Annotated in this window: 31 protein-coding genes; 23 read left to right on the top strand and 8 right to left on the bottom strand. The window is 40.9% G+C overall.

Going from position 1 to position 23,770, the window contains the following annotated elements; all coding sequences use genetic code 11:
• The first annotated feature begins 49 nt into the window (after window positions 1-49).
• From C6W18_RS01460 to C6W18_RS01410, 11 genes are all read left to right on the top strand, one after another.
• Window positions 50-532 (top strand): glutathione peroxidase, encoded by a 483-nt coding sequence (locus C6W18_RS01460; RefSeq protein ID WP_034319091.1) that lies wholly within the window; start codon window positions 50-52, stop codon window positions 530-532.
• Between the two features lie 13 nt (window positions 533-545).
• The gene (locus C6W18_RS01455) at window positions 546-1,157 is read left to right on the top strand and encodes an HD domain-containing protein (RefSeq protein WP_373465684.1); all 612 of its coding nucleotides are present in this window, start codon (window positions 546-548) and stop codon (window positions 1,155-1,157) included.
• 30 nt (window positions 1,158-1,187) lie between these two features.
• Window positions 1,188-2,327, top strand: coding sequence for a conserved virulence factor C family protein (locus C6W18_RS01450; RefSeq protein WP_105925532.1), 1,140 nt, complete (start codon window positions 1,188-1,190; stop codon window positions 2,325-2,327).
• Window positions 2,328-2,639: 312 nt separating this feature from the next.
• Window positions 2,640-4,316: a dihydroxy-acid dehydratase gene (gene ilvD, locus C6W18_RS01445; protein ID WP_034319100.1), complete on the top strand. Its 1,677-nt coding sequence runs from the start codon at window positions 2,640-2,642 to the stop codon at window positions 4,314-4,316.
• Between the two features lie 81 nt (window positions 4,317-4,397).
• Entirely contained in the window at window positions 4,398-4,832 is a 435-nt protein-coding gene (locus C6W18_RS01440; protein ID WP_034319103.1) for a BrxA/BrxB family bacilliredoxin, read from the top strand.
• 66 nt (window positions 4,833-4,898) lie between these two features.
• Window positions 4,899-5,699, top strand: a complete 801-nt coding sequence (locus tag C6W18_RS01435; protein WP_105925530.1) for a class I SAM-dependent methyltransferase — start codon at window positions 4,899-4,901, stop codon at window positions 5,697-5,699.
• A gap of 233 nt (window positions 5,700-5,932) precedes the next feature.
• Complete coding sequence (locus C6W18_RS01430) at window positions 5,933-6,550, top strand: YpjP family protein (protein ID WP_034319107.1); 618 nt, start codon at window positions 5,933-5,935, stop codon at window positions 6,548-6,550.
• 17 nt (window positions 6,551-6,567) lie between these two features.
• On the top strand, window positions 6,568-7,098 hold the full coding sequence (locus tag C6W18_RS01425) for a phosphatidylglycerophosphatase A family protein (RefSeq protein WP_034319109.1): 531 nt from the start codon (window positions 6,568-6,570) through the stop codon (window positions 7,096-7,098).
• A 103-nt stretch (window positions 7,099-7,201) separates the two neighbouring features.
• Window positions 7,202-7,996: a thymidylate synthase gene (locus C6W18_RS01420; RefSeq protein ID WP_105925528.1), complete on the top strand. Its 795-nt coding sequence runs from the start codon at window positions 7,202-7,204 to the stop codon at window positions 7,994-7,996.
• Entirely contained in the window at window positions 7,993-8,481 is a 489-nt protein-coding gene (locus C6W18_RS01415; RefSeq protein WP_105925526.1) for a dihydrofolate reductase, read from the top strand. The genes C6W18_RS01420 and C6W18_RS01415 overlap by 4 nt, the downstream gene beginning before the upstream one ends.
• A 19-nt stretch (window positions 8,482-8,500) precedes the next feature.
• Complete coding sequence (locus C6W18_RS01410) at window positions 8,501-9,124, top strand: lysophospholipid acyltransferase family protein (RefSeq protein ID WP_105925524.1); 624 nt, start codon at window positions 8,501-8,503, stop codon at window positions 9,122-9,124.
• A gap of 34 nt (window positions 9,125-9,158) precedes the next feature.
• Here the strand turns inward: C6W18_RS01410 and trhA are convergent, their stop codons facing one another.
• Together trhA and C6W18_RS01400 are read right to left on the bottom strand one after the other, a co-directional pair.
• On the bottom strand, window positions 9,159-9,797 hold the full coding sequence (gene trhA, locus C6W18_RS01405; protein ID WP_034319116.1) for a PAQR family membrane homeostasis protein TrhA: 639 nt from the start codon (window positions 9,795-9,797) through the stop codon (window positions 9,159-9,161).
• Between the two features lie 13 nt (window positions 9,798-9,810).
• Window positions 9,811-10,782, bottom strand: a complete 972-nt coding sequence (locus C6W18_RS01400; RefSeq protein WP_034319119.1) for a sigma 54-interacting transcriptional regulator — start codon at window positions 10,780-10,782, stop codon at window positions 9,811-9,813.
• Between the two features lie 181 nt (window positions 10,783-10,963).
• Between C6W18_RS01400 and ilvA the strand changes: the two genes are divergently transcribed.
• The 7 genes from ilvA (at window position 10,964) to ypmT (ending at window position 15,792) form a co-directional block, all read left to right on the top strand.
• Window positions 10,964-12,232, top strand: coding sequence for a threonine ammonia-lyase IlvA (gene ilvA, locus C6W18_RS01395; protein WP_034319380.1), 1,269 nt, complete (start codon window positions 10,964-10,966; stop codon window positions 12,230-12,232).
• A gap of 36 nt (window positions 12,233-12,268) precedes the next feature.
• Window positions 12,269-12,520, top strand: coding sequence for a YpmP family protein (locus C6W18_RS01390; RefSeq protein WP_034319122.1), 252 nt, complete (start codon window positions 12,269-12,271; stop codon window positions 12,518-12,520).
• A 186-nt stretch (window positions 12,521-12,706) separates the two neighbouring features.
• Complete coding sequence (locus C6W18_RS01385) at window positions 12,707-13,549, top strand: DegV family protein (RefSeq protein WP_105925522.1); 843 nt, start codon at window positions 12,707-12,709, stop codon at window positions 13,547-13,549.
• A gap of 23 nt (window positions 13,550-13,572) precedes the next feature.
• Entirely contained in the window at window positions 13,573-14,163 is a 591-nt protein-coding gene (locus tag C6W18_RS01380) for an SCO family protein (RefSeq protein WP_105926361.1), read from the top strand.
• A 69-nt stretch (window positions 14,164-14,232) separates the two neighbouring features.
• A complete protein-coding gene (locus C6W18_RS01375) occupies window positions 14,233-14,994 on the top strand; it encodes an SGNH/GDSL hydrolase family protein (protein WP_034319386.1) in 762 nt (253 codons plus the stop codon).
• Between the two features lie 9 nt (window positions 14,995-15,003).
• Window positions 15,004-15,570 carry a YpmS family protein gene (locus C6W18_RS01370; protein ID WP_105925520.1) on the top strand — a complete coding sequence of 189 codons (567 nt, stop codon included), beginning with the start codon at window positions 15,004-15,006 and terminating at the stop codon, window positions 15,568-15,570.
• A gap of 24 nt (window positions 15,571-15,594) precedes the next feature.
• On the top strand, window positions 15,595-15,792 hold the full coding sequence (ypmT, locus tag C6W18_RS01365; protein WP_105925518.1) for a protein YpmT: 198 nt from the start codon (window positions 15,595-15,597) through the stop codon (window positions 15,790-15,792).
• Between the two features lie 29 nt (window positions 15,793-15,821).
• Here the strand turns inward: ypmT and C6W18_RS01360 are convergent, their stop codons facing one another.
• The 3 genes from C6W18_RS01360 to C6W18_RS01350 all read right to left on the bottom strand — a co-directional run bounded on the left by C6W18_RS01360 (window position 15,822) and on the right by C6W18_RS01350 (window position 17,355).
• Window positions 15,822-16,490 (bottom strand): DUF4397 domain-containing protein, encoded by a 669-nt coding sequence (locus C6W18_RS01360; RefSeq protein WP_105925516.1) that lies wholly within the window; start codon window positions 16,488-16,490, stop codon window positions 15,822-15,824.
• Between the two features lie 119 nt (window positions 16,491-16,609).
• Complete coding sequence (locus C6W18_RS01355; protein WP_105925514.1) at window positions 16,610-16,870, bottom strand: DNA alkylation repair protein; 261 nt, start codon at window positions 16,868-16,870, stop codon at window positions 16,610-16,612.
• Between the two features lie 53 nt (window positions 16,871-16,923).
• The gene (locus tag C6W18_RS01350) at window positions 16,924-17,355 is read right to left on the bottom strand and encodes a MarR family transcriptional regulator (RefSeq protein WP_034319138.1); all 432 of its coding nucleotides are present in this window, start codon (window positions 17,353-17,355) and stop codon (window positions 16,924-16,926) included.
• 137 nt (window positions 17,356-17,492) lie between these two features.
• Between C6W18_RS01350 and msrA the strand changes: the two genes are divergently transcribed.
• A complete protein-coding gene (gene msrA, locus C6W18_RS01345; protein ID WP_034319141.1) occupies window positions 17,493-18,026 on the top strand; it encodes a peptide-methionine (S)-S-oxide reductase MsrA in 534 nt (177 codons plus the stop codon).
• Window positions 18,026-18,457, top strand: coding sequence for a peptide-methionine (R)-S-oxide reductase MsrB (gene msrB, locus C6W18_RS01340; RefSeq protein WP_034319143.1), 432 nt, complete (start codon window positions 18,026-18,028; stop codon window positions 18,455-18,457). Before msrA ends, msrB begins: the two co-directional genes overlap by 1 nt.
• 53 nt (window positions 18,458-18,510) lie before the next feature.
• Here the strand turns inward: msrB and C6W18_RS01335 are convergent, their stop codons facing one another.
• A complete protein-coding gene (locus C6W18_RS01335) occupies window positions 18,511-19,539 on the bottom strand; it encodes an SDR family NAD(P)-dependent oxidoreductase (protein WP_105925512.1) in 1,029 nt (342 codons plus the stop codon).
• Between the two features lie 259 nt (window positions 19,540-19,798).
• Here C6W18_RS01335 and C6W18_RS01330 point away from each other — a divergent pair, with 259 nt between their 5' ends.
• Window positions 19,799-20,521 carry an acylneuraminate cytidylyltransferase family protein gene (locus C6W18_RS01330; RefSeq protein WP_105925510.1) on the top strand — a complete coding sequence of 241 codons (723 nt, stop codon included), beginning with the start codon at window positions 19,799-19,801 and terminating at the stop codon, window positions 20,519-20,521.
• A gap of 28 nt (window positions 20,522-20,549) precedes the next feature.
• Here C6W18_RS01330 and C6W18_RS01325 read toward each other — a convergent pair whose 3' ends face one another.
• Window positions 20,550-21,512: a CgeB family protein gene (locus C6W18_RS01325; protein ID WP_105925509.1), complete on the bottom strand. Its 963-nt coding sequence runs from the start codon at window positions 21,510-21,512 to the stop codon at window positions 20,550-20,552.
• A gap of 15 nt (window positions 21,513-21,527) precedes the next feature.
• Window positions 21,528-21,929 carry a hypothetical protein gene (locus C6W18_RS01320; RefSeq protein WP_034319155.1) on the bottom strand — a complete coding sequence of 134 codons (402 nt, stop codon included), beginning with the start codon at window positions 21,927-21,929 and terminating at the stop codon, window positions 21,528-21,530.
• 206 nt (window positions 21,930-22,135) lie between these two features.
• On the opposite strand from C6W18_RS01320, the gene cgeC reads away from it, so the two are divergent.
• Window positions 22,136-22,456 carry a spore maturation protein CgeC gene (gene cgeC, locus C6W18_RS01315; RefSeq protein ID WP_034319157.1) on the top strand — a complete coding sequence of 107 codons (321 nt, stop codon included), beginning with the start codon at window positions 22,136-22,138 and terminating at the stop codon, window positions 22,454-22,456.
• Window positions 22,457-22,473: 17 nt separating this feature from the next.
• Window positions 22,474-23,769, top strand: a complete 1,296-nt coding sequence (locus tag C6W18_RS01310; protein WP_105925508.1) for a glycosyltransferase family A protein — start codon at window positions 22,474-22,476, stop codon at window positions 23,767-23,769.
• Window position 23,770 lies beyond the last annotated feature (1 nt).

Raw genomic sequence — 23,770 nt, 5'->3', positions numbered from 1 at the left:
AAAAGAAGCATGTTACGATAGGGAAAAGTGAATCCTAGGAGGCTATGAGATGTCAATTTATGATATTCAGGTCAAGACCATTAACGGTCAGGAAAAATCAATGGCAGATTACAAAGGGAAAGTGCTCATTATTGTGAACACAGCGAGCAAATGCGGACTTACCCCTCAATTTAAACAATTACAAGAGTTATATGATCAATATCATGAAAAGGGCCTTGAAATTTTAGGATTTCCGTGTAACCAATTTATGAACCAAGAGCCGGAAGGGGAAGAAGCGATTCAAGAATTTTGTTCATTGAATTATGGTGTGACCTTCCCAATGTTTGCAAAAGTAGATGTCAATGGTGACAATGCGCATCCGCTTTTCAAACACTTAACAAGTCATGCGAAAGGTGTACTTGGTACGAAGACAGTGAAATGGAATTTCACAAAATTTATCGTCGATCAAAACGGAGAAGTCACTGAACGATTCTCTCCTAAAACACCACCAAAAGAATTAGAAAGCTCGATCATCGCTTTATTGGACAAATAAGATGGTAACGATCATGCAGCAAAACCAATTGGAGGCAGCTGCCTCCTTTGTTTCAAATAAGCTAAAGGATGAGCCGACTGGACACGATGCAGCTCATATCGATCGTGTGCGCCTGCTTGCGGTCAATATTGCAAAGCAGGAAGGCGGCTCTCTTTTTATCATCGAAATGGCGGCTATTGTGCATGATTTAATTGATGAAAAACTGTCAAGTGAATGGAAGCTTTCACCCCATCAGCTTGAGCATCAGCTCCTTTTGTGGGAAGTCGACACAAGAGATATTCGCTATATCATGGACATCATTACATCGATGTCTTTTCGTCATCGTCACATGCAGCATAAGCCAATGACATTAGAAGGGGCCATTGTTCAAGATGCGGATCGGCTGGATGCAATAGGAGCAAGTGGCATTGCAAGAGTGTTTACGTATGCAGGAGCAAAAGGTGAGCCCCACTATACACACGATTCACAGCAGGGCTCAGTGCTGAAGCATATGAAAGAAAAATTACTCAACTTAAAAGACTTGATGAACACCCGTGCAGGAAAGCAGCTTGCTAAAGAGCGGCATGAATTCATGTGTTTATTTATCAAGACGTGGAAAGAAGAATGCGGCCTTACAGATGAGTAGGGTCTTTATGTGTGTAAGGAGGATGTATAGATGAAAATAACAGCAATAGAACCGACGCCAAGTCCGAATACAATGAAGGTCATTTTGACAGAAGCGCTTGCCGGCGGTAAAAGCAACAACTACAAAAAGGATCAAAAAGACGAAGCGCCAGAGATGATCAAGCGTATCTTAAATATTGAAGGTGTAAAAGGGGTCTATCATGTAGCGGATTTCTTAGCGGTCGAGCGCAATGCAAAGTTTGACTGGCAGGGTATTTTGCAACAGGTCAGAGAGGCGTTTGGACAAGAAACAGAAGGTCTTCAGCAAGGGTCACAGTCAGGCGATGACACATTTGGCGAAGTCAAAGTGTTCGTCCAAATGTTTAATGGAATTCCGATGCAGGTCAAGCTGACGGACGGTGAGAGAGAAGAGCGGTTTGGAATGCCTGAACGCTTCCAAGCAGCCATCTTAAAGCTCAGAAGCAGTTCAGACAATGTCGTATTTGAACGTGTGTGGAAAGAACACGGCGTTCGTTTTGGGGAATTTGCTGATATCGGTCAGGAAGTCACAGAAGAGCTTCAAGCAGCTTATGATGACGAGCGTTTAGTCCGTTTAACAGAGGCAGTCAAGGAAGGACAGGAGGCTGTAGATAAACAGGTGAATCGCCAGGCATATGATGTCACAGAAGAGATGCTGCGCGAGGAAGATTGGAAAAAGCGTTTTGCCCATTTAGAGCAAATGCAGCCCAAGCAAAAGGATATACCAGTTTTAATGAAAGCAATGCAGGACCCAAAAACGTCTATTCGTAGACAAGCCGTTGTGAACGCTGGAATGATTGAAGATCCTGCCATCCTCCCTATTTTATATAAAGGGCTTGAAGACAAAACAGTCACGGTCCGCAGAACAGCTGGAGACTGTATTTCGGATCTTGGTGATCCTAGTGCTATAGAAGCGATGATCGCAGCATTAAAGGATCCAAGTAAGCTTGTCCGCTGGCGTGCGGCCATGTTCCTTTACGAAGAAGGTGACGAAATGGCACTTGAAGCATTGAAAGAAGCAGAGCAAGACCCTGAATTTGAAGTCAGTCTACAAGTGAAAATGGCGATTGAGCGAATTGAGCTTGGAGAAGAAGCGAAAGGCTCAGTGTGGAAGCAAATGACAGAAAGTAGAAAAAATGCATCAGAATCATGAGGATGATGAACAAGCTGCCAATGAAAGGCAGCTTGTTTTCTAAATAACGCTTTTCTATAGACAGAAAAATTTTTTTAGAAAAATTATTTTGAATATTGTTGAAATAAACGAAAAAACTCTATATAGTAGTACCAATATAGAATATTGGGGGTCAGATTTTATGACACGATCCTTGCTGAGCGCTTGCTTCAGCAGCCATATTGGTCATCAGTCAATCATAGGTGGCTAAATAAACAGAAAATTTGTAAAATAAAATCAACTCAAAATCATACAGTCAACTTAGACTTGTATCATAGGAGGCTTTTTAAACAGATGGCAGAACTACGCAGTAATATGATTAAGCAGGGAATTGACAGAGCACCTCACCGAAGCTTACTAAGAGCAGCGGGGGTAAAGGATGAGGATTTCGGTAAACCGTTTATTGCCGTATGTAATTCCTATATTGATATTGTCCCAGGGCATGTCCACCTTCAGGAATTCGGTAAAATTGTGAAAGAAGCCATTCGTGAAGCTGGCGGGGTGCCATTTGAATTTAATACGATTGGTGTCGATGACGGAATTGCCATGGGGCATATCGGGATGAGATATTCATTACCAAGCCGTGAAATTATTGCTGACTCAGTAGAGACGGTTGTGTCTGCACACTGGTTTGATGGAATGGTTTGTATTCCTAACTGCGATAAAATCACACCAGGCATGATGATGGCAGCAATGCGTGTGAACATCCCAACTGTATTTGTCAGCGGCGGTCCGATGGAAGCAGGTAGAACAAGTGATGGCAGAAAAATTTCTCTTTCATCCGTATTTGAAGGCGTTGGTGCATACCAGTCAGGGAAAATTAATGAAGAAGAATTAAATGAGTTAGAGCAGTTTGGCTGTCCAACATGTGGATCTTGTTCAGGTATGTTTACGGCAAACTCAATGAACTGTTTAGCAGAGGCACTTGGCATCGCTCTTCCTGGAAATGGCACAATTTTGGCGACATCACCAGAGCGAAGAGAATTTGCGAAGAAGTCAGCAAAACAACTGATGGAGCTTATCAAAAAAGATATTAAACCACGTGATATTGTCACTGAAAAAGCGATTGATAACGCATTTGCACTAGATATGGCACTAGGTGGTTCAACCAATACGGTTCTTCACACATTGGCGATCGCAAATGAAGCGGGCGTTGAATATTCACTCGAGCGTATCAATGAAGTAGCAGAGCGTGTGCCACATTTATCAAAACTTGCACCAGCTTCTGATGTTTATATTGAGGATTTACATGAAGCAGGCGGCGTGACTGCTGCGCTAAATGAATTGTCCAAAAAAGAAGGAGCTATTCATTTAGATACAATGACCGTCACAGCGAAAACGCTCGGTGAGAACATTGCGGGGCATGAGGTAAAAGACTATAACGTCATTTATCCAATTGACAAGCCATTTACTGAAAAAGGCGGCTTAGCCGTTTTATTTGGAAATCTTGCGCCAGATGGGGCTATTATTAAAACAGGCGGAGTTCAAGATGGGATCACACGTCATGAAGGACCTGCGATCGTATTTGAATCCCAAGAAGAAGCTCTTGAGGGAATCATTAATAGAAAAGTAGAAGCAGGACATGTGGTCATTATTCGATATGAAGGACCTAAAGGTGGACCTGGCATGCCTGAAATGCTTGCACCCACTTCACAAATTGTCGGAATGGGACTTGGTCCAAAGGTTGCTTTAATTACAGACGGACGTTTTTCTGGCGCTTCTCGCGGATTGTCCATTGGACACGTCTCTCCAGAGGCAGCTGAGGGTGGCCCGCTTGCTTTTGTAGAAAATGGTGATCATGTCGTTGTAGATATTGAAAAGCGCATTTTAAGCGTAGATGTTCCAGAAGAAGAATGGGAAAGAAGAAAAGCGAATTGGAAAGGCTTTGAGCCAAAAGTGAAAACTGGTTATCTAGCTAGATACTCAAAACTTGTGACATCAGCCAATACAGGCGGAATCATGAAAATTTAATCTGAAAGCGAACATTTGAAAATTGCCTCTCTCTATAGTATCCTTTATTCACAACATAAGGATTTTAGAGGGGGCTTTTTTATGTCAATGGCATATGAAGAATATATGCGTCAGCTCGTTGTACCAATGCGCCAAGAGCTTACAAGTGCGGGATTTCAAGAACTAACAACTGAAGAAGAGGTAGAACAAACGATGCAAGAAGCAGAAGGAACGACATTTGTTGTGGTCAATTCTGTATGCGGATGTGCGGCCGGCTTAGCACGCCCTGCTGCCACTCAAGCTGTGATGAAGGCGGAAAAAGCACCAGATCGAATTGTGACGGTTTTTGCTGGTCAGGACAGGGAAGCAACTGCAAAAATGAGAGAATACTTCACAGGTGAGGAACCATCTTCTCCTTCTATGGCACTTCTAAAAGGAAATGAACTTGTTCATTTTATCCCACGTGAGGAAATTGAAGGCCATGAAATGGAAGACATCATGAAAAATGTATTATCTGCATTCGAAAAACATTGCTAATACAAGTGTTGAAATGTCCTGTGATCAGATCAGGGCATTTTTTCTTGATAATGATGGAGGAACGGCATGCTCATTACAACAAGCTTTAGAGCAAATGTACAAACGATTGAAATAGCAAAGGCACTAGCAGAGGATTTGCGTGGTGAGTATGTAGAGCGGCGCAAACAATCCGTCAAACAGCTTGCTATCAAACGGGGGGACGTACTCGTTGTCGGGAAAGAACGATTCGAATGGTATCAGCCAAATGGTGAAAAGTTTTTCTTCCATCCAAGCTCAGCGATGTTTAGGGTAAAGCGGCTCCTCCGTGGCGAAAAGGATCCATTGATAGAAGCAGCACAGCTTAAGCAAGGTGATTCCTTTTTGGACTGTACGCTTGGCTTAGGGTCAGATGCGATTACCGCAAGCTGCGCCGCAGGTCCAAATGGAAAGGTAGTCGGTATTGAAAAGAATCCCATGACGGCATTACTAGTGCGAGAAGGGCTAAACACATGGGAGACAGGTGTAGGCGAGGCAGATGAAGCGATGAAACGAATATCTGTCATAAGCGGAGACAGTATCGAGCAGCTAAAGAAGCTACCTGATCGTTCATTTGATATCGTCTATTTTGATCCGATGTTTGAGGAAACGATTCAAGAATCTACAAGTATAGCGCCGCTTCGTCATGCGGCAGAGCACCACTTTGACCACGAAATGGCCATGCAAGAAGCGATAAGAGTGGCAAGAAAAAGAGTGGTTTTAAAAGATCATTGGAAAAGCACTCGATTTACAGCAGACTCCTATCAATTTCAAGTCATCAAACGAAAAACAGCCCAATTCCATTATGGGCATATCTCAATAGAAGAAGATAAAGAAAAAAGCCCTCATTAGGGCTTTTAATCTGTGATCTCCATATAGACAAAATAAAATAATGTCAGCAAGGAAGCCGTGACGAAAAACCCTTCAAGCATACCCATTCCTCCCAAATTTTAGTCGTCATTACTGCCATTGTAAACGTTTTATTATAAAAAAGAAAGTCTCAAATCAATGACCAAATTGAATGACTGAAAATTCATTATATGCTAGAATAACAGTATGATAACTTATGGAAGGATTTAGATATCATGAAGATGTGGATGAGAAAAACGCTTGTTGCACTCTTTACGATTGCAACTTTTGGTTTAATCTCTCCTCCGTCGGCTTTGATGACAGACAAGCCATCTGAACTTTCTTCATCTGATAAAACGCCTTATACTGCTGTTTATGATACATCAGATGAAATGCGCAGCTGGGAACTATCGCAAGAGGACAACAAAGAGCAGATAGATCCCTTTGAGCAATATAAGCAAGAGGTTCTATCAAGTGCAGAAAACCAATCCTTTCTCAAATTTGGTCATAAAATCACACCTGTCATTGAGGACGAGTACAGAGAAGAGATTCAACCGAAGATTGAACAAGTGTTAACCGACTTTTTAACAAATTTCAAAGATGACGAAAAATTTCAAGATGTTGTTTTAACTGATCAACCTTCCAGCGGAAATGGCGAAAAAATCTTCCACATTTACAACCGGAAGACCGGAGAAGATTTGCTCCGTTTTCATGTGAGAAGAGATCAGCCGCCTCATAGCGGTTATTGGTTTAACTTTCATTACCATACAGCAGAAGATGGATTCCAGACGCATCATGAACTCGGTAATATTTACTGGGACAAAAACACCCCACCGAGCTGGATGAGCCACTAGAAGGAGATGTCAACCAATTGAAAAAGTATACAATGAACGAAATGGTGCACATTACAAAACAAATGTTAAACGATCGCGGAGTGAAAATTGAAGATATCGCACACATTGTGCTTAAGCTTCAAGAAAAATATCATCCGAATCTTCCACTTAGTGTCTGCATTGAAAATGTTGAAAAAGTGCTGAAAAAAAGGGAAATTGTCCATGCTGTTTTAACAGGGCTTGCCCTTGATCAGCTGGCAGAAAAAAAGCTTTTGCCAGAACCTTTACAGCACTTAGTTGAAACAGATGAGCCGCTATATGGAATTGACGAGATTATTCCGCTTTCCATTGTCAATGTATATGGATCAATCGGTTTGACCAACTTCGGTTATTTAGATAAAGAGAAATTTGGTATTATCAGGGAATTAGATGAAGGTCGTCCAGGTGAAGTGCATACCTTCCTTGATGATCTTGTCGCTGCTCTTGCCGCAGCAGCAGCAAGCCGCATTGCTCACTCTCACCAAGATATTAAGGATGAAGAGCAGGATCGAGTGAATCAACAAGTATAATATGTAAAACATGTCTGCTCATCAAGCAGACGTGTTTTTTTGGTTTCAACAAAAGCAGAAATAAGGTAAACTACAACAAGAACATAAATAAAGGATGAAAAAAATGAAACAATACAAAGAGTTATGCCGTCATGTATTACAGCACGGGGATGAAAAAGGTGACAGAACGGGAACAGGCACAATCAGCACGTTCGGTTACCAAATGAGATTTGATTTACAGGAAGGATTTCCTTTATTAACGACAAAGAAATTACACCTAAAATCAATCATTCATGAGTTACTGTGGTTTTTAAAAGGTGATACAAATGTCAAATATCTTCAAGAAAATGGCGTCCGTATTTGGAACGAATGGGCAGATGAAAATGGAGAACTAGGTCGTGTGTATGGTGCGCAGTGGAGATCATGGGCTAGCGGAGATGGAGAGACCGTGGATCAGATCAGCAAGCTGATCCATGATATTGAGAACAATCCGAATTCGAGAAGACTCATCGTCAGTGCTTGGAATCCGGCAGAAATTGATCAAATGGCGCTGCCTCCTTGTCATTGTTTGTTTCAATTTTACGTATCAAACGGTAAATTATCCTGCCAGCTTTATCAAAGATCGGCAGATATCTTTTTAGGCGTGCCTTTTAATATTGCTTCATATGCACTTCTAACGTTGATGATTGCCAAAGTGACAAATCTTGAGCCAGGAGAGTTTATTCATACACTTGGGGATGCTCATATTTATCAAAATCATCTTCCTCAGGTGAAAATGCAGCTAGAGCGCGAGGAGCGCACGCTTCCGCAGCTTCGCATCACAAGAGATGTAAAGAGCATTTTTGATTTTGCGTTTGATGATTTTGTGCTCGAGAACTATGATCCGCATCCGCATATTAAAGGAGAAGTCAGTGTATGATTTCGATGATTGTGGCGACAGGTAAAGACAGAGTCATTGGTCAAGATAATCAAATGCCGTGGCATTTACCCGCGGATTTAGCTTATTTTAAAAAAGTCACAGGCGGGCATACGATTGTCATGGGCAGAAAAACATTTGAATCCATTGGACGAGCGCTGCCTAACCGCCGAAATATTGTGTTGACCACAAGTTCTTCTTTTGAAGCAGAAGGATGCGAGGTTGTCCATTCAATTGCTGATATTTTGGCAATTGGGGAAAGCGAGACAGAGTTATTTATCATTGGCGGCTCTAAGCTGTATGAAGAAATGATGCCATATGCGGATCGTCTATATATCACGCACATCCACCATGCGTTTGAAGGAGATCGCTACTTTCCTTATTACAATGAAGACGAATGGACGATTGTATCACGCGAAAAAGGCCATCGTGATGAAAAGAACCCCTACAATTATGAATTTGTCGTATATGACAGAAAAGAAGGATAAATGAGTAGGAGGAGTACGGTTGTTTCGTTATTGGTTTTTAACGATTTATGTTGTTGTATCCTTTTTAAAAAGTATGAGGCATTTGTACGATCATGAACTAACTGATCCACGCATTTCTTATACGAAACGAATGCAGCTCATTCATGAGCATGCGAAAAGGTTTGCAAGAGGATGTATTGATCAGTCAGGATCAGTGATGACCATCCATCAGCAAAAAAAGCTGCCAGATGGACCGGTCATTTATGTCACCCATGAGCTTAATCCGGTGATAACGACATTATTAATTGGGCACCTTGAGAAGCCATTTGCTTTCATGGCGAAGCCGAGTCTGTTTCGCTACCCCATCTTAAAACAATGGCTGAAAAAGATGGCGGTTATTCGTCACAATCAGTCTGATGAGTTATTATTAGAAGAAGCAAAAGAAAGAATCGTGTCTGGGCAGAGTGTATTGCTTTCAGAAAAATATCGCGCCATTGCAGAGGCGCTTGCTGAAGAATGTGATCGTCCGCTTGTTCCGATTGAAACAAGCGGAACGGATCGTCTTTTAACAGGGAAGATCGTAAAAAGGCTTCGTCCTGTCAATGTAGATATTCATATTAAACCACCTGTCGTGATCAGTGAATACACTCAAAAGCGCGCATAGAAAAACCAGCATCCACTATCGGATGCTGGTTTTTTTATGCCGCTGGGATGTTGATACAATAGAATAGGATGCAGAAAAACATCGACGCACTTCCGCCGAGAACAAAGCTGTGCCAAATCGCATGATGATAAGGGATTTTACGCCAAATATAAAAGATGGTTCCGACCGAATACAATAAACCGCCTAATAGCAATAAGCCGAATCCTGCTCCCGTTAATTGAATGTAGAGAGGCTTGATGGCGATGATAATCATCCAGCCCATTAATAAATAAACGAGGGTGGATACAACGATAAACCGTTTGACGAAAAAGATTTTAAAGACAATACCACCTGCAGCAAGAGCCCATACAATCGCAAGTAGAGTGTAGCCGAGTGCGCCTTTTAATGGTCCAAGTAAAAAGGGTGTATATGTACCAGCAATCAATACATAAATAGCAGAGTGGTCGAGAATCTCAAACACATCTTTTGTTTTTTTGTGCCGAATGCTGTGAAGCAGGGTCGAGTTTAAATAAAGCAGCAGCATGGATGCACCAAATATCGAAAAGCTAATAATGTCTGTGACTGTGCCGTATTGAACAGCGAATAACACGAGAAAAACAATGGCTGGAATGGATAAAATCACTCCAATGCCATGTGTAATGGCGTTTGCAATTTCTTCTTTTACAGTAAACAATAGATTTCCTCCTTTATTGAACCGGTATATAACCATCAAGCGACTTCAGGAATGAAAGACCTTCAAGTGTAATCTTCGTTCCAGCCCTGCCTTTTCCTTTCGTCACGTATGCTTTTTTCTCAAGATCATCTAATCGGCTCCTTACCTGCTGAGGGGTCAGCGGAATGTCACCTTGTTTGCTTAATTCAGACAAGATTCGTCTGCTTGCTGCTTCTCCTTTTTCATTCAGCGATTTAATGGCTTCAAGTAAGAAAACAAATTCTTGTTTCTCCATAAGCGTGAGCTTGTGCTCTTCTTTTTTCCCTTTTCCAGTCGCCGCGTGTTGAGGTAATAACACAAAAGGCGGTAAGTGGTGTAAGAAAACCGTTTGCCCCTCGAGAATCGCTGCAGCGTAATGAACCATATTTTTGAGCTCTTGAACATTGCCTTCAAATGGATACTGCTGCAAGGTTTCCCAAACACTTGTATCAATGTCAGGCTGTATGCCCAGCTCTTTGAAAAAGGAAGTAGTTAAAGCAGGTATATCTGTTTTCCGATCTGCTAAAGATGGAATGGACAGATGGAGAACGTTGAGACGATAAAATAGCTCAGGTAAAAAAGTAGATGAAACCCTCAGTGCCTCTAATGATAAAGACGAAGAAGCGATGATTTTGGTTACAGGTGAAGTTTCGAGAAAACGAATGAGCTGGTGCTGCATAGGAATACTTAATGCGCCAATTTCGTCTAAATAAAGAACTTGATTTTTCTTTTGAGTGAATGCTTTCTGTAATGTCTCTTCATCCAAGGTCGGGCAATAAATATGTGTCAGCGAAGCGCGAGGAACAGATGCGTTTGCCATTTCTTGGGCAAATAATGTTTTGCCTGTTCCAATTTCTCCCGTTATTAAGACAGGCTGCTCGTTTTGCGTAAAATGTTTTGCCAAATGAATGGCGTGCTTCATATCTTGGTGCTCTCCATATATAGAAGTAAACGAACGTGAGGTCATAGGGTGGTTCCTTTCTTTATGGTTCTAATTGGTTTAATTATAACACCCAATAAGAACAAATGTATAGAAAAACGAAAAAGTTCACGAAATTTATGTTTGATCCAAGATCTATCGGTTTATTTTTTGAATATTCATGTTATAATGACAAATTAAATAAGGTTAAAGAGAAAGGATCTTGTACATGAAACCGTTGCTCAAAGAAAACACGCTAATTCAAGTGAAAGACATCTTAAAAGCCCATCAAAATTTGAAGGATGTAGTGATTCATACACCGCTTCAAAAAAATGAGCGACTTTCTGAACGATATGAATGTAATGTCTACTTAAAAAGAGAGGATCTTCAAGTAGTTCGTTCCTTTAAATTAAGAGGCGCTTTTAATAAAATGAGCCAGTTGCCAAAAAATAAACTAGAAAATGGCATTGTCTGTGCAAGTGCTGGAAATCACGCGCAAGGTGTTGCCTATTCTTGTAAATATTTAGGTATCCACGGGAAAATCTTTATGCCGGCTACGACGCCAAGACAAAAAGTATCTCAAGTGGAGCTTTTCGGAAAAGAATATGTTGAAATTATCTTAACCGGAGATACGTTTGATGATTCCTATCATGAAGCGGTAAAATGCGGAGATAAGGAAAAGCGCGAATTTATCCATCCGTTTGATGATTTGGATGTGATGGCAGGACAAGGAACAACTGCTGTAGAAATATTAAATGATATCGAAGTGGAGCCTCATTTTTTATTTGCAAGCGTCGGAGGTGGCGGACTGCTATCTGGCGTTGGCACATATATCAAAAACATTTCACCAGAAACCGAAATCATTGCTGTCGAGCCACTTGGCGCAGCTTCACTGCATGCTTCCCATGAGAAGGGGGAGGTCGTGACACTTGATTCGATTGATAAGTTTGTAGACGGGGCAGCGGTTCAGCGGATTGGTGAAAAGACGTTTACATCCCTTCAGTCCGTTGTCGATAAAATTAGTCTTGTACCAGAAGGGAAAGTGTGTACAACCATTTTAGAGCTGTATAATCAATGTGCGATTGTAGCAGAGCCAGCAGGCGCCTTGCCGATTGCGGCATTAGAGGCGCATCGCGAGGAGATTAAAGGCAAAAATGTCGTCTGTATTGTCAGCGGGGGAAATAATGACATTGGCAGAATGCAAGAAATCAAAGAACGCTCAATGATTTATGAAGGGCTTCAACATTACTTTATCGTCAATTTTCCGCAAAGAGCAGGAGCTCTCAGGGAATTTTTAGATGAAGTGTTAGGGCCAAATGATGATATCTCACGCTTTGAATATACGAAAAAGAATAACCGAAGCAAAGGTCCAGCACTTGTTGGCATCGAATTGAAAGAAAGAGATGACTATGCGGCGCTGATTGAGCGGATGAATAAAAAAGGCTTCCACTATGTTGAAGTGAATAAAGATCAAGATTTATTCCACCTATTTATTTAGGCTTAACAGATCATTGGAAAAGAGGATTGATCGTTTGTGCTGCTCAAAACAATATGTTTTAGACGGATGGATGGAGCTCAGATCAAGGTAACAGAAATCCCTGTTCTAAAGGGGGATGAGACGTATTGTTTCATGCTCACCTTTAGACTTGAAGCTTTCTTGAAAAAAGTCTATGTATCTAAAGGAAAGAGAGATGTGTACTCTTTCAGGGAGTACGTGAAACGTAACGTCAAGTGGAGCACATATGAACAGATCTATCAGCAGCCAACACTGAAACACAATGCGTAAATAGAAATCTTTGTCAAAAGGAGTGAGCGGTCGTTTTAAAAGGACGGCTGCTCAGTTGGCAAGGATTTTTTTGATGAAAAGAAGAAAATGTGACAAATTCAAAAACGTTAGGGCAGTTGTTTTCAAGAATACAGGAAATAAGGTAATATCATAAGTAAAGACTAAGACAGCAAGGATGAGACGATAGTGAAACAAATTAAAATTGTAACAGATTCAACTGTAGATCTTCCGCAAGAGAAAATCAATGACCTTTCAATTCACGTGATTCCGCTCAATATCTCCATTTCTGGAGTTAATTATATTGATCGGGTGAATTTGCAGCCTGATGAATTTATTCATAAAATGGAGGCCGCTGAGGAATTGCCGAAAACGTCTCAACCTGCAATCGGTCAATTCGTCGAATTATATGAAAAGCTGACGGCAGATGGAAGCGAAGTCATTAGTATTCATTTAACCGGTGGAATGAGTGGTACTGTCCAAACGGCTGAAAGCGCTTCGGAAATGGTGAATGGAAACATCACGGTGATTGATTCAAACTTTATCTCCTATGGATTAGGGTTTCAAGTCATCAAAGCAGCAGAACTTGCAAAAAAGGGTGCAAGCCGTGAAGACATCATCAAAGAAGTGGGGAAAATCCGCCATAAAACAAAGCTATATGTCACAATTGATACATTAGAAAATCTCGTGAAAGGTGGAAGGGTTGGAAGAGGAAAGGCGCTGATCGGCTCACTTCTTCACATCAAACCAATTGCCAGCTTAACAGATGGAGTATACACGCCAGAAGCGAATGTGAGAAGCTACTCCGCTCTTGTCCGCTATCTGACAAAACAGTATGTACAGGCGGTGAAAGGAAAAACCGTTCAGGCAATTGGGATTGCGCACGCAGATGCATTAGAGCTTGCAGAAAAACTCAAATCAGCGCTGCTCGATCACACACCTGATGCACTTGTTGATATTGCCTACACAACACCGGTTATTTCCTGCCATACTGGAAAGGGAGCAATAGGCTTCACTTTTTATACCGATTGATTGAAAAAGGGGATGGGCATATCATGTATAGAAAAAGGGGAGCCTTGCTTGGTGCGCTTATGATGATAAGCGTGCTTCTTTTAGTATCGTGTTCAAATGGACAAATCAAGGATGCGTTAAATTATCAAATACAGCCGTTTGAGTATCAAAACCAAGATGGTCAAAAGGTGTCACTGGATGATTTGAAGGGGAAAGTATGGGTTGCAGATTTTATTTTCACAAGCTGTGAAACGATCTGTCCGCCTATGACTGCTCATATGACAGAGCTGCAAAAACGGTTAAAAGAAGAAAAATTGGATGCGCATATCATTTCCTTTAGCGTTGACCCAGAGGTGGACTCACCGAAAAAGCTAAAGGAATTTGCCAAAGCATATCCATTGTCCTTTAAAAATTGGGATTTCCTCACTGGTTACTCGCAGTCAGCAATTGAAAAATTCGCCATGAAGAGCTTTAAAACCATTGTGAAAAAACCTGAAGATGAAGACCAAGTCATTCATCAATCACTGTTCTTCCTTGTTGATCAAGAAGGGAAAGTGATGAAAAATTATGATGGCGTACAAAATACACCATATGATGAAATCATCAAGGACATCAAAACGCTTAACCGAAGCTAGCATAAGGATGTTCAAATGAGCGAAAACATGATACACTTTTTTAATCAGAAAAAGGAGGGACATCATCGTTTGAAGGCTCGTTTGATTTTGATTGTGATGTCTCTAGCTTTTGTTCTTTCTGCATGTTCTGCTCAAGAGGCTGGCATAAAGGATAAACTAGAAGACACACAGAACGTAAAAGAACATATTACCATCGCAGCGGTTGGAGATTCCTTAACAGAAGGAATCGGAGATCAAAATAAAAAGGGATATGCAGGCATCACCCGTGACAAGATAGAAGCGGTGGACGGCGTGCAATCTGTTACATTAAAAAACTATGCCGTTAAAGGCAGTAGAACGGTAGATTTATTAAAGAGATTAAAAGAGAAAAAGGTGCAAGATGGGCTAAAAGACGCTGATTATATTTTCTTTACGATCGGCGGAAATGACTTAATGCATGTCGTCCGTCAAAATGTACTCAATTTGACTTTTGCTCCTTTTCAAAAAGAGCAAGGTCCTTTTGAGGAGCGATTTAAAACCATTCTTGCTCAACTGAGAGAACATAATAACCACGCGAAGATCATGTATGTCAGTATGTATAATCCCTTTAAGTTCAGTCTGACTGAGCTAAGAGATATCGATGAAGTCGTCAAAGACTGGAATGCCGTCGCCAAAAAAGAACTGAAAAAAGACGGCAACGCTGATATGATCAATGTGGCCGATTTATTTGAAGAAGATTCTGATGAAAAATTACTGGCAGATGATGATTTCCACCCAAACCAAAAGGGGTACTCTCTTATGGCAAATCGTTTATTCTCAGAAGTGAAAAAAGAAGGACTGCCGAAGGAATAGGGTGAAAATATGAAAAAATGGAAAAGCTTATTTTTTATTTTACTTGCAATCAATCTACTGATTGTTCTTGCCTGCGGCATTTTGATGCTACTGCCAGGTGGTCAATCCGCTTCAAAAAAAGAAGCGAAAAGCGAATATGCCTTTAACATTTCTAGCTCAAAAGAATCGCTGACCAGCTTTGTAAATGATTATTTAAAAAATCAAGGATCAAACGATATGCCTGACTTTCATGTTGCGATTGATCAAGATGTGAAAGTAACAGGCGCGATTAAAGCCTTCTCTTCAACCATTGATGCAAACGTGTCATTTACGCCAACTGTTGAAGATAATGGAGATGTGCTGCTGAAAGTGGATGACTTTTCAATTGGACAATTGAGCATTCCGATTAGTTTTGTTTTAAGCTACATGGGCCAGTTTTATGAACTGCCAGAATTCGTTCATGTGAAACCAGACCAAAAAACGGTTGAAGTACGTCTTTCAGAAATGCCACTGACGAATGATATGTATGTCAAAGCGAACAAAATTGATCTTGAGAACGATGAAATCGAATTCTCATATTACCATCCAAAGCAATAGAACGTGCTAGTCAGGAGTGAAATCATGAAGCGAGTCTATCAATATTTCAGTTTACTGTCGCTTTTATTTGCTACGTACTTTGGCATTACGGCTGCCACTGATTTAAAAGCAGAAAATATCGATCAGTTTTACTTAAATATTGCCTATTGTGCATTATTTTTAGGCATCATGATTCTTGCTTTTGATTTTCAAAAGCAAGAAAAAGCTGAAGATGTCTCGTAAAGAGCCTTTTCCATTTGGAAAGGCTCTTTTTATATTTGGCGAGACAAGGCCACCTTCGCCATGAGCTCGGGCTCTCCGTTTGCAAAACCATGAAGCAAAATAATGTATGCACGCTTTGTTTGCAGGTGAACTTTTGGGATATCAAGCAGTACACTTTGTGTACCGGAGGCTTTCAGTTCAAAATGATACTTATTCGGAGAGAAATGGTGAGTTTGGGTGCTACTCACATAACCAAGCTCCTTTGAAACCATTCCTTGATCCCGTTCATATAAATCAATGGGAGGGAGGTCAGGAGACAGCTGGACAAATGTTAGTGCTGATAGGTCATCTTGCTTGATAAGAGAATCTTGATGCTCTTTTAGCAATGCAAAGCCTGTTCGAGCCCCTGTGATACAAAGTGTGTAAGTCTCGTCTCCTTTGATCATGTTGCGAGAATAAAGAACCCTTTCTTTTGTAGCCGGCTTGAAGACTTCTATCTCATAAACACCCTCATCCCACTCCATATAAGCTGTCAGCTGGCCATAAGGCATCGTTTCCACGACCTGCTGCCGATTCACAAATACAGCAAGCTCACTTAGGTCTGGTGCAGCGTGAAAGAGTCGAATAACGGCTTTTTGAGAAGTATTTCTTTGATGGTATTGGTAGACGGTAGCTGATGGACGATATGGAAAGTCATTCATATCATAGAGCTGCTGCATGTCATCAACCTTTCTTTCTCATATGATGGTGTTTTTTGTAGCGTATGCACGAAAGGGACGATCTGTATAGGCAAAAGAAACATAGAAAAAAGCCTGACGGAAAACGTCAGGCCTTCATGTTAAGAAGGAGAAGAATATTGATCATATTCAGCCAACTTAATGAATGTTTTTTCATCCTCAATTAAACCGCAAACGCCGCACTGGACTTTGATTTGAGGTCCTTGATATCTCATGTGAAAAGGAGAAAGTTGATCTCCTTCGTATGTTTCGACAATTGCTCCAGTCGCCGGATCAAGCTTCACAGGTTCTGAAAGCTGCTCGATCAGATTAAAGCGCGTTCTATTGGTTTTACAGTTTGGACAAAGGTAAGGGCTTGTCATGGTTCATCCACCTCTTTTTATCCGTAGCATGTCCTGAGCGCTAAAATCTATGCTTAATCCTTTTGACTTTTATCCAGCTTTTTGAATAATTTGATCATCGTTTTGAGTTCTTCATCATCAAATGACTCAAATCGTTCCATAAAGTATTCTGTTTTCTTTTTTTCAAAATGCTCAGTAATTTCCTTACCCTTATCGGTTAAGTGGATTTTGATGATGCGGCGATCCTCTTTTGAGCGGATACGAGTGATCCAGCCTTTTTCTACAAGTGTGTCGGTCACTGCTGTAATATGGCTTGCTGACACCCCAAGAATCGAAGCGAATTCCGTTACTTTTTTTGCACCGTGCTCACGGAGTAGATTTAAAATGAGAAATTCATTCCGAGATAATTCGTTATCCAGCAGGCTGTTAATTTCATAACGTATCTGCTTAAATACGGTTCTCAGTAAAGTATCCATTTCATACATCATTTGTTTTCTTTGTTCCAATCATTAAACCCCCATTATATTTTAAGATACGACAGAATGCTTTCTTTCATTTTAGCTACACAAGTCGTATCATTTTCATTATTTTTTATCATGTTATAATATGATGATACCATTTTTTAAATGAAGGGGGCACTAATATGTCTGAAAAACAAGAATTAGCCACATTTGCTGGAGGCTGTTTCTGGTGTATGGTTAAACCTTTTGATGAACAGCCAGGCATTATCAAAGTTGAATCAGGGTATACTGGCGGACATACAGTGAATCCGACCTATGAGGAAGTATGTACAAATACAACGGGACATAGAGAAGCGGTTCAAATCACATTTGATCCTGACGTTTTCCCGTATGAGAAACTATTAGAACTGTATTGGCAGCAAATAGACCCAACAGATGATGGAGGGCAATTTGGTGATAGAGGAGAGTCTTACCGTACAGGTATTTATGTTCATCACGAGGAGCAGCGAAAGCTTGCAGAAGCTTCGAAAGAGCAGCTGAGTCAAAGCGGGATCTTCCAAAAGCCAATCGTCACAGAAATTTTAGAGGCTGGTCCTTTTTATCCTGCAGAGGAATATCATCAGCATTATTATAAAAAGAACAACATGCACTACGAACGATATCATGTCGGTTCGGGTAGAGCGGGTTTTATTCAATCCCATTGGAGTGATAAATAATGGCAAATGAAAAAGAGCAACGGATCAAAGAATTAAACCGGATGCAGTACGAGGTCACGCAAAATAATGGCACTGAGCCGCCATTTCAAAATGAATTTTGGGACCACAAAGAAGAAGGCATTTATGTGGATATCATTTCAGGCAAGCCATTGTTTTCTTCTTTCGATAAGTTTGATGCCCATTGCGGCTGGCCAAGTTTTACAAAACCGATTGAAGGCGAGGAAGTAGAGGAGAAGGTTGATACGAGTCATGGTATGGTTCGGACAGAGGTTCGCAGCAAAACAGCTGATTCTCATCTTGGTCATGTTTTTCCTGATGGACCAGGACCAAATGGTCTCCGGTATTGTATTAACTCAGCCGCTTTGAAGTTTATCCCAAAGGATGATCTGGAAAAAGAGGGCTACGGCCATTTGACACATCTATTTGAATAATTCATGTAAAAAAATCGTCACATGGAAAGCATCTGCTTCCGTGTGACGATTTTTTATTTTTTATGATGCGTGTGATGTAATTGTTCGATGATATGGAATAGCTTCGCTTTTGTAATGAGCGGTGCTTCATTTGACGTGTAATTGGTCAAATCGACTTTTTGAAAGGCAGGGTGCAGATGTGGTCTCGGTAAGATCGCATAAAATTGTTCATGCTCAAACAGTGCATCTGCCTCATGTGGGAATGTGAGCTCCTCGTGAAGTTTTTCTCCAGGTCTTTTACCAATAACGAGAATATCTGGTGCTGCAACGTTTATTTGACCAGCATATTCATGAAACGCTTTTAATAGATCTGCAAGCTGTAATGACTCCATCTTGAGAATGAAGGTTTCGCCGCCTTTCATCATGATGGCTGCCTCAAGTGTAAGGGATACAGCCTCTTCAATGGACATAAAAAAACGTGTCATGGCAGGATCTGTCACGGTCAAAGGTTTCTCGTTTAACAGCTGCTGGAGCATGATCGGAATGACGGAGCCTCTTGATCCAAGCACATTGCCAAAGCGTACAGAGCAAAACATTGTTTTTTGATTGGGAATACTTTCGTTTGCTTGGAAAAATAGTTTTTCTGAAATCAATTTTGTTGCACCCATGGCATTCGTCGGGGCCACTGCCTTGTCGGTTGAAATGTTGACAACATGACTGACTTCGTGTTCGATCGCTGCTTCAATGACATGCTGCCCGCCGATGATATTGGTTTGAACCGCCTCAAACGGATTATCTTCACAAGTGGGTACTTGTTTTAAGGCTGCTGCATGAAAGATGATATCAACACCTTTGACAAGCTGTCTCACGCGGCTGGCATCGCGCACATCACCAAGAGCAAATACGACCTCTGGATGCTCTGCATACTCATTTTTCATCATGTATTGTTTGCTGTCATCTTTGCTGAATACAATGACTTTCTTTGGAGAACATGCTGTTAATTTTTTGACAATTTGCCGGCCGATTGAACCCGTACCGCCTGTGACTAAAATCGTTTTGTCACGAAAAAAGGTCTTCAAACTCATTTCTATCTGTTTGGACATATCTAATCCCCCAACTATCATTTCTCTACTTTGCATCATATGTGAAAGAGTGGCAGACGTTTGAGGAAAAGAACCACTTCATGCATAAATTAGGTGAACAAATTATAACCATCTGCTTGATGTTTTAATAGAATATGGAGAGATAAAAGAAAAAGTAGAAAAAGCGAGAGACCTGAACACTTCAGTACTGCGATCAGCTCAATCATGGGTAAGCATTTTCGCAGGACATTGAGCTGCGGGCGAGGGGAGAAGAGAATATATGTATAGGGGAAATCGTATTTTAGCCATGATACCAGCTTTTGGCTGCCAGCAAGATCATCATGGTGAACACATTCGCATATTGGCGGAGCGGCCGCTCATCTATTGGACCATTCAGCCGCTATTACAAATGGTTGAGTTAGATGAAATCATCGTATCCTCAGAGGATGTGAATACACAAATCATTTCGTCCCACTATGGAGCAAATGTCATTGAACTTCCAAGTACACATGTGACTGAACAAACACCCTCATTACTAGCTGTGAAACACGCGCTTGCTTATTTAGAACGAGAGGGGAAGACATTTGATATTGTCCTGTATCTGCATCCGTCGTCTCCTCTTAGACAGCCGGCAGATATTGAGAGCTGCTTGGAGCTTCTAGTAGAAGGGAGCTATGACTGTACCGCTTCTTTTACAGAGGCGCTAGAAAACCCAAACGAAACATGGACACTGCATGAAAGCAATGAAGCCACTTTATATAAGGACAATCATTATTTTTTCATTCCAAAGCAGGGGCATCCTCATACGTATGGCCGTTTAAATGGCGCTGTTTATGCTTTTTATGCTCATTATGCAAAAGAATGCATCCATTCCTTTTTAGAAGGATCAGTTGGAGCGTATATGATGGATCACAAGCAATCGCTTGTTGTGAAAAGTGAGGCAGATAGGAAAGAGGCAGAGAAAGTATTATTGGCTCGCCTCGATGCGGAAGGGACACCGTAAAATTGATTTCAACAAGAAAAGCGCCCAGTCATAGGGCGCTTTTTACTATCTCATATAACCTGTATGGTAGCGTGTCAAATGTATTCCAGTGAACGACTTGCTCGTAATTATTCAGCGCAATCGCCTTTCTTTTTTCAACATTTGATACATAGTATTCGGTCTGCTCAATCAAATCGTCTTCATGTGTGTAAAAAGCGAAGCTTGAAAAAGGATCTGGCGGATTCATATCCGTCAATTGAAAGCTTCCACTTGCAGCGATATCAAACGCTCTGTTGTTGAGGCTCATATTTTGAATCATTACTTTGTTTCGGTTATAGACGAATTGAGCTGGTCTGTGCGGATTAAGGACAATGGCTGATTGTTGATACATTTCCGCCATTTGCTTAGGGCTCAGCCAGTTGGTCACAAGTGTTAAATCACGATACCGTCTACGTGACTTATTCAAATGCCGATGCCATTCCTTGCCTGCAACGAGAATACGCCATTTGTGCTGGTGTAAGAGTGCATCGATGGCTTTGATGCGGTTTGGATAAGGGTAACCAACGAGTGCAATGTCATAGGTGAATGTCTCAGCTTGCGGCATTTTTTTCTGAAATACACGTGTATTGGTTGGAATGGGAAAGTAGTGCACGTGGTCAACACCTAATTGTTTGTAAAAAGGCAGTACGCCTTCGTCAATGGTTAAAATCATTTGTGCATCCTGTGTACAGGTAGCAGACACATCTGTATAAAAAGGATCTTCTGTCATCCATAGAATGATGGGGATCTTTTCTTGTTTGAACTGATGAAGTACTTCTTTAGGAACATGATCACCGATCATCATGAAAACAAAATCCGGAGAAAATGTCCGGATTTTGTGCATGTGCTCAAGTAGAGATTCTCTTTCTATCTTCAAATATGAAAAGGGTGAATCAATGAAGCTTTCTTCTATCCATTGATCAAAAGTTCGGTAGATTCCGCCGTAACCAGAGCTGATATAAAGAAGCTTCATGTTGACCCTCTCACATTAAGATGTGAACGTAACACTTTCAACTTTATCTACATCTAATAGAGTCGTTGAAGAGCCTGCAGGTGTCACGGAGCTTTCTTGTGTGACGAACACAACACCTGTTGAAGCATCGAATGATACAAATTGAACTGGGCCGATTAGGTCTCCTGAGTCAGTGACAATGCTAATGACTGTTCCTGGTGCAAGTCTTGCAAAAATCCATCTTGCTGGTTGAGATACATCGAGTGTTGTAGCAGAATCTGAAGGTGATGCCTCAGATGCCACTTCACTAAATAAATTGTTTAATTTTTCTTCCACTTGTACTCCTCCTTCTTCGAGATTGACTGTTAACGCATGACTAAGCGGTCTGAAAAACAGTTTCAATAGTTCTTTTTTTAATTCGGCACGCTTGTCGCTCATTTTCTCCCCATCCTTCCTTCATCACTTCAAACACACCACTATGTATATGCCGTTCACTTTTTTTTGTATAAGCAGAATGCTCATTCCTTGTTCTTTTTTCAGTTAATCACTTCACACATTTTTAAAAATGTTTTCAAATGCTGAGGCTAAATGAAGCGATTCTCATACTCTAGTAAAGATTACATGAGAAGAGAGAGGGATTTTGAATGGGATTTGAACAATTATTAAATGGTTGGAACGAAGAATTACTAGAAGCAGAAGGAGTACTTGAAGTCATTTTGATTTTATTTCTTCTTCATCTTTTAGAGGAAAGTGAGAAAGAAAGTGCGTCAGAAATCAAAGAATTGCTTCGTCCATGGCTTGAGCTTGGCATTCCACTGCCACGTGTTCATTTGGTCAATGGAGATGTGCTCCAAAACGTGGTTGTCGTGCAATTGTTTGATTCAGTAGCGGTTTTTAAAAATGCGACAAATCAGCTAAGAGTAAGTGTTCCTTATGTGAACATTGTCAGCTGGGGGGCTTTTTAATCTAACGAAAAAGGATAATGATCATGAAAGTATCGGTGATTTTAACAAGCTACAATAAACCTGATTTCATTGATCGTGTGCTAAAGAGTATGGTGGAACAAACGTATCAAAACTGGGAGCTTTTGATTATGGATGATGGCTCAGAGCCAGAAACAACGAAAAAGATTCAGCCCTTTTTAGACGATAAACGCATTCATCTGTATCCGCACACGGTTCATCCTGCAAAACGGCTTGAAACCGTACGTTATGCGACGCTTATTAATGAAGCTTTAACACGTATAACAGGTGAGCTGATTTGTTATTTAACAGATGATACAATGTACCGTAAAGATCGTTTGCAGAAAATGGTGGATGTTTTTCAATCGAAGCCTCATATAGATATTGTTTATTCCTCGCAGCGTGTCGTTCATGTTGATAAGCATCTAGTGGAAACCATGAGCTTCGTTCGGGAAGCAGATCAAATGTTAGAGCATGCGTCCTTTCAAGTCGACCATTGTTCGGTCATGCACAGAAGGCGCTTGCTTCCGCTTATTTATGAGAAATACGGGCAATATTGGGACGATGACCCGAAACATTGGCATCATGCAGACTCTGTTTTTTGGATGAGGTTGAATTATTTTGCAGCGTTTTTTCCATTAAAAGATGTGCTTGATACAACGTATAAAACACCTCAATCCTTTCATCACATGTTTTCAAGTATGCCGTATGATTTAATTGATGGAACTGTGATTGAAAGAGAAGGGGCTTATTGTCAGATCGCCCACGGAAATCTTCATGGAATCGATAGGTGTTGGGTGAATGAAAAGAAAAGGCGTGCAATTCGTATTCCTTTGTTATGTGCGATGAAATATGAGATGAATGAGATGCTGGCAGTGCCAAATTATACAGTGGTCAGCGCAGATAATGGAAGGACGTTTTATTATATTGAAGATCAGAAAAAAAGACGTTTTGCTTCAAAGCGTGATATGCAATATTTTCAGTTTCATCCAAAGGAGATTTACACCATTTCAAATGATCTGCTTCAGACGTTTGATGATGGGGAAATCATTCAAGCATTTCCTGTATTCAGCCCGCCAAATCGTCGGCTCTTTAAATGGGAACAAGATGTCTATTTGCTTATGCATGATACCTTTTGCCGTATTGTTCCTGAGGTAATGAAGTTATTTGCGTTTAATCATCAACCAATCAGGCTATTTCCTTCCCAATTTACGTTATTTCAAGAAGGGAAGCCAATTGTGCCACTGTATATGGAATCGCTACATGAATTCGATATGTCTCTTTATCAAACATCAGGGCGGAAGCATTCCTCATAAG

The sequence above is a fragment of the Bacillus sp. LLTC93 genome (assembly GCF_002993125.1).
Taxonomy (GTDB): domain Bacteria; phylum Bacillota; class Bacilli; order Bacillales; family Bacillaceae; genus Bacillus; species Bacillus zhangzhouensis.
This window is presented reverse-complemented; position numbering and strand designations above follow the sequence as displayed.

Excerpts from the sequence above, each read along its gene's own strand:
- C6W18_RS01420 (WP_105925528.1), top strand. The coding sequence starts at position 7,202 with ATGAAACAATACAAAGAGTTATGCCGTCATGTATTACAGCACGGGGAT.
- C6W18_RS01330 (WP_105925510.1), top strand. The coding sequence starts at position 19,799 with ATGTATAGGGGAAATCGTATTTTAGCCATGATACCAGCTTTTGGCTGC.
- C6W18_RS01355 (WP_105925514.1), bottom strand. The coding sequence starts at position 16,870 with ATGACAAGCCCTTACCTTTGTCCAAACTGTAAAACCAATAGAACGCGC.
- C6W18_RS01415 (WP_105925526.1), top strand. The coding sequence starts at position 7,993 with ATGATTTCGATGATTGTGGCGACAGGTAAAGACAGAGTCATTGGTCAA.
- C6W18_RS01450 (WP_105925532.1), top strand. The coding sequence starts at position 1,188 with ATGAAAATAACAGCAATAGAACCGACGCCAAGTCCGAATACAATGAAG.
- ilvD (WP_034319100.1), top strand. The coding sequence starts at position 2,640 with ATGGCAGAACTACGCAGTAATATGATTAAGCAGGGAATTGACAGAGCA.
- ilvA (WP_034319380.1), top strand. The coding sequence starts at position 10,964 with ATGAAACCGTTGCTCAAAGAAAACACGCTAATTCAAGTGAAAGACATC.
- msrA (WP_034319141.1), top strand. The coding sequence starts at position 17,493 with ATGTCTGAAAAACAAGAATTAGCCACATTTGCTGGAGGCTGTTTCTGG.
- C6W18_RS01380 (WP_105926361.1), top strand. The coding sequence starts at position 13,573 with ATGTATAGAAAAAGGGGAGCCTTGCTTGGTGCGCTTATGATGATAAGC.
- C6W18_RS01310 (WP_105925508.1), top strand. The coding sequence starts at position 22,474 with ATGATCATGAAAGTATCGGTGATTTTAACAAGCTACAATAAACCTGAT.
- cgeC (WP_034319157.1), top strand. The coding sequence starts at position 22,136 with ATGGGATTTGAACAATTATTAAATGGTTGGAACGAAGAATTACTAGAA.
- C6W18_RS01460 (WP_034319091.1), top strand. The coding sequence starts at position 50 with ATGTCAATTTATGATATTCAGGTCAAGACCATTAACGGTCAGGAAAAA.
- msrB (WP_034319143.1), top strand. The coding sequence starts at position 18,026 with ATGGCAAATGAAAAAGAGCAACGGATCAAAGAATTAAACCGGATGCAG.
- C6W18_RS01320 (WP_034319155.1), bottom strand. The coding sequence starts at position 21,929 with ATGAGCGACAAGCGTGCCGAATTAAAAAAAGAACTATTGAAACTGTTT.
- C6W18_RS01335 (WP_105925512.1), bottom strand. The coding sequence starts at position 19,539 with ATGTCCAAACAGATAGAAATGAGTTTGAAGACCTTTTTTCGTGACAAA.
- ypmT (WP_105925518.1), top strand. The coding sequence starts at position 15,595 with ATGAAGCGAGTCTATCAATATTTCAGTTTACTGTCGCTTTTATTTGCT.
- C6W18_RS01370 (WP_105925520.1), top strand. The coding sequence starts at position 15,004 with ATGAAAAAATGGAAAAGCTTATTTTTTATTTTACTTGCAATCAATCTA.
- C6W18_RS01440 (WP_034319103.1), top strand. The coding sequence starts at position 4,398 with ATGTCAATGGCATATGAAGAATATATGCGTCAGCTCGTTGTACCAATG.
- C6W18_RS01435 (WP_105925530.1), top strand. The coding sequence starts at position 4,899 with ATGCTCATTACAACAAGCTTTAGAGCAAATGTACAAACGATTGAAATA.
- C6W18_RS01360 (WP_105925516.1), bottom strand. The coding sequence starts at position 16,490 with ATGCAGCAGCTCTATGATATGAATGACTTTCCATATCGTCCATCAGCT.
- C6W18_RS01430 (WP_034319107.1), top strand. The coding sequence starts at position 5,933 with ATGAAGATGTGGATGAGAAAAACGCTTGTTGCACTCTTTACGATTGCA.
- C6W18_RS01455 (WP_373465684.1), top strand. The coding sequence starts at position 546 with ATGCAGCAAAACCAATTGGAGGCAGCTGCCTCCTTTGTTTCAAATAAG.
- C6W18_RS01325 (WP_105925509.1), bottom strand. The coding sequence starts at position 21,512 with ATGAAGCTTCTTTATATCAGCTCTGGTTACGGCGGAATCTACCGAACT.
- C6W18_RS01400 (WP_034319119.1), bottom strand. The coding sequence starts at position 10,782 with ATGACCTCACGTTCGTTTACTTCTATATATGGAGAGCACCAAGATATG.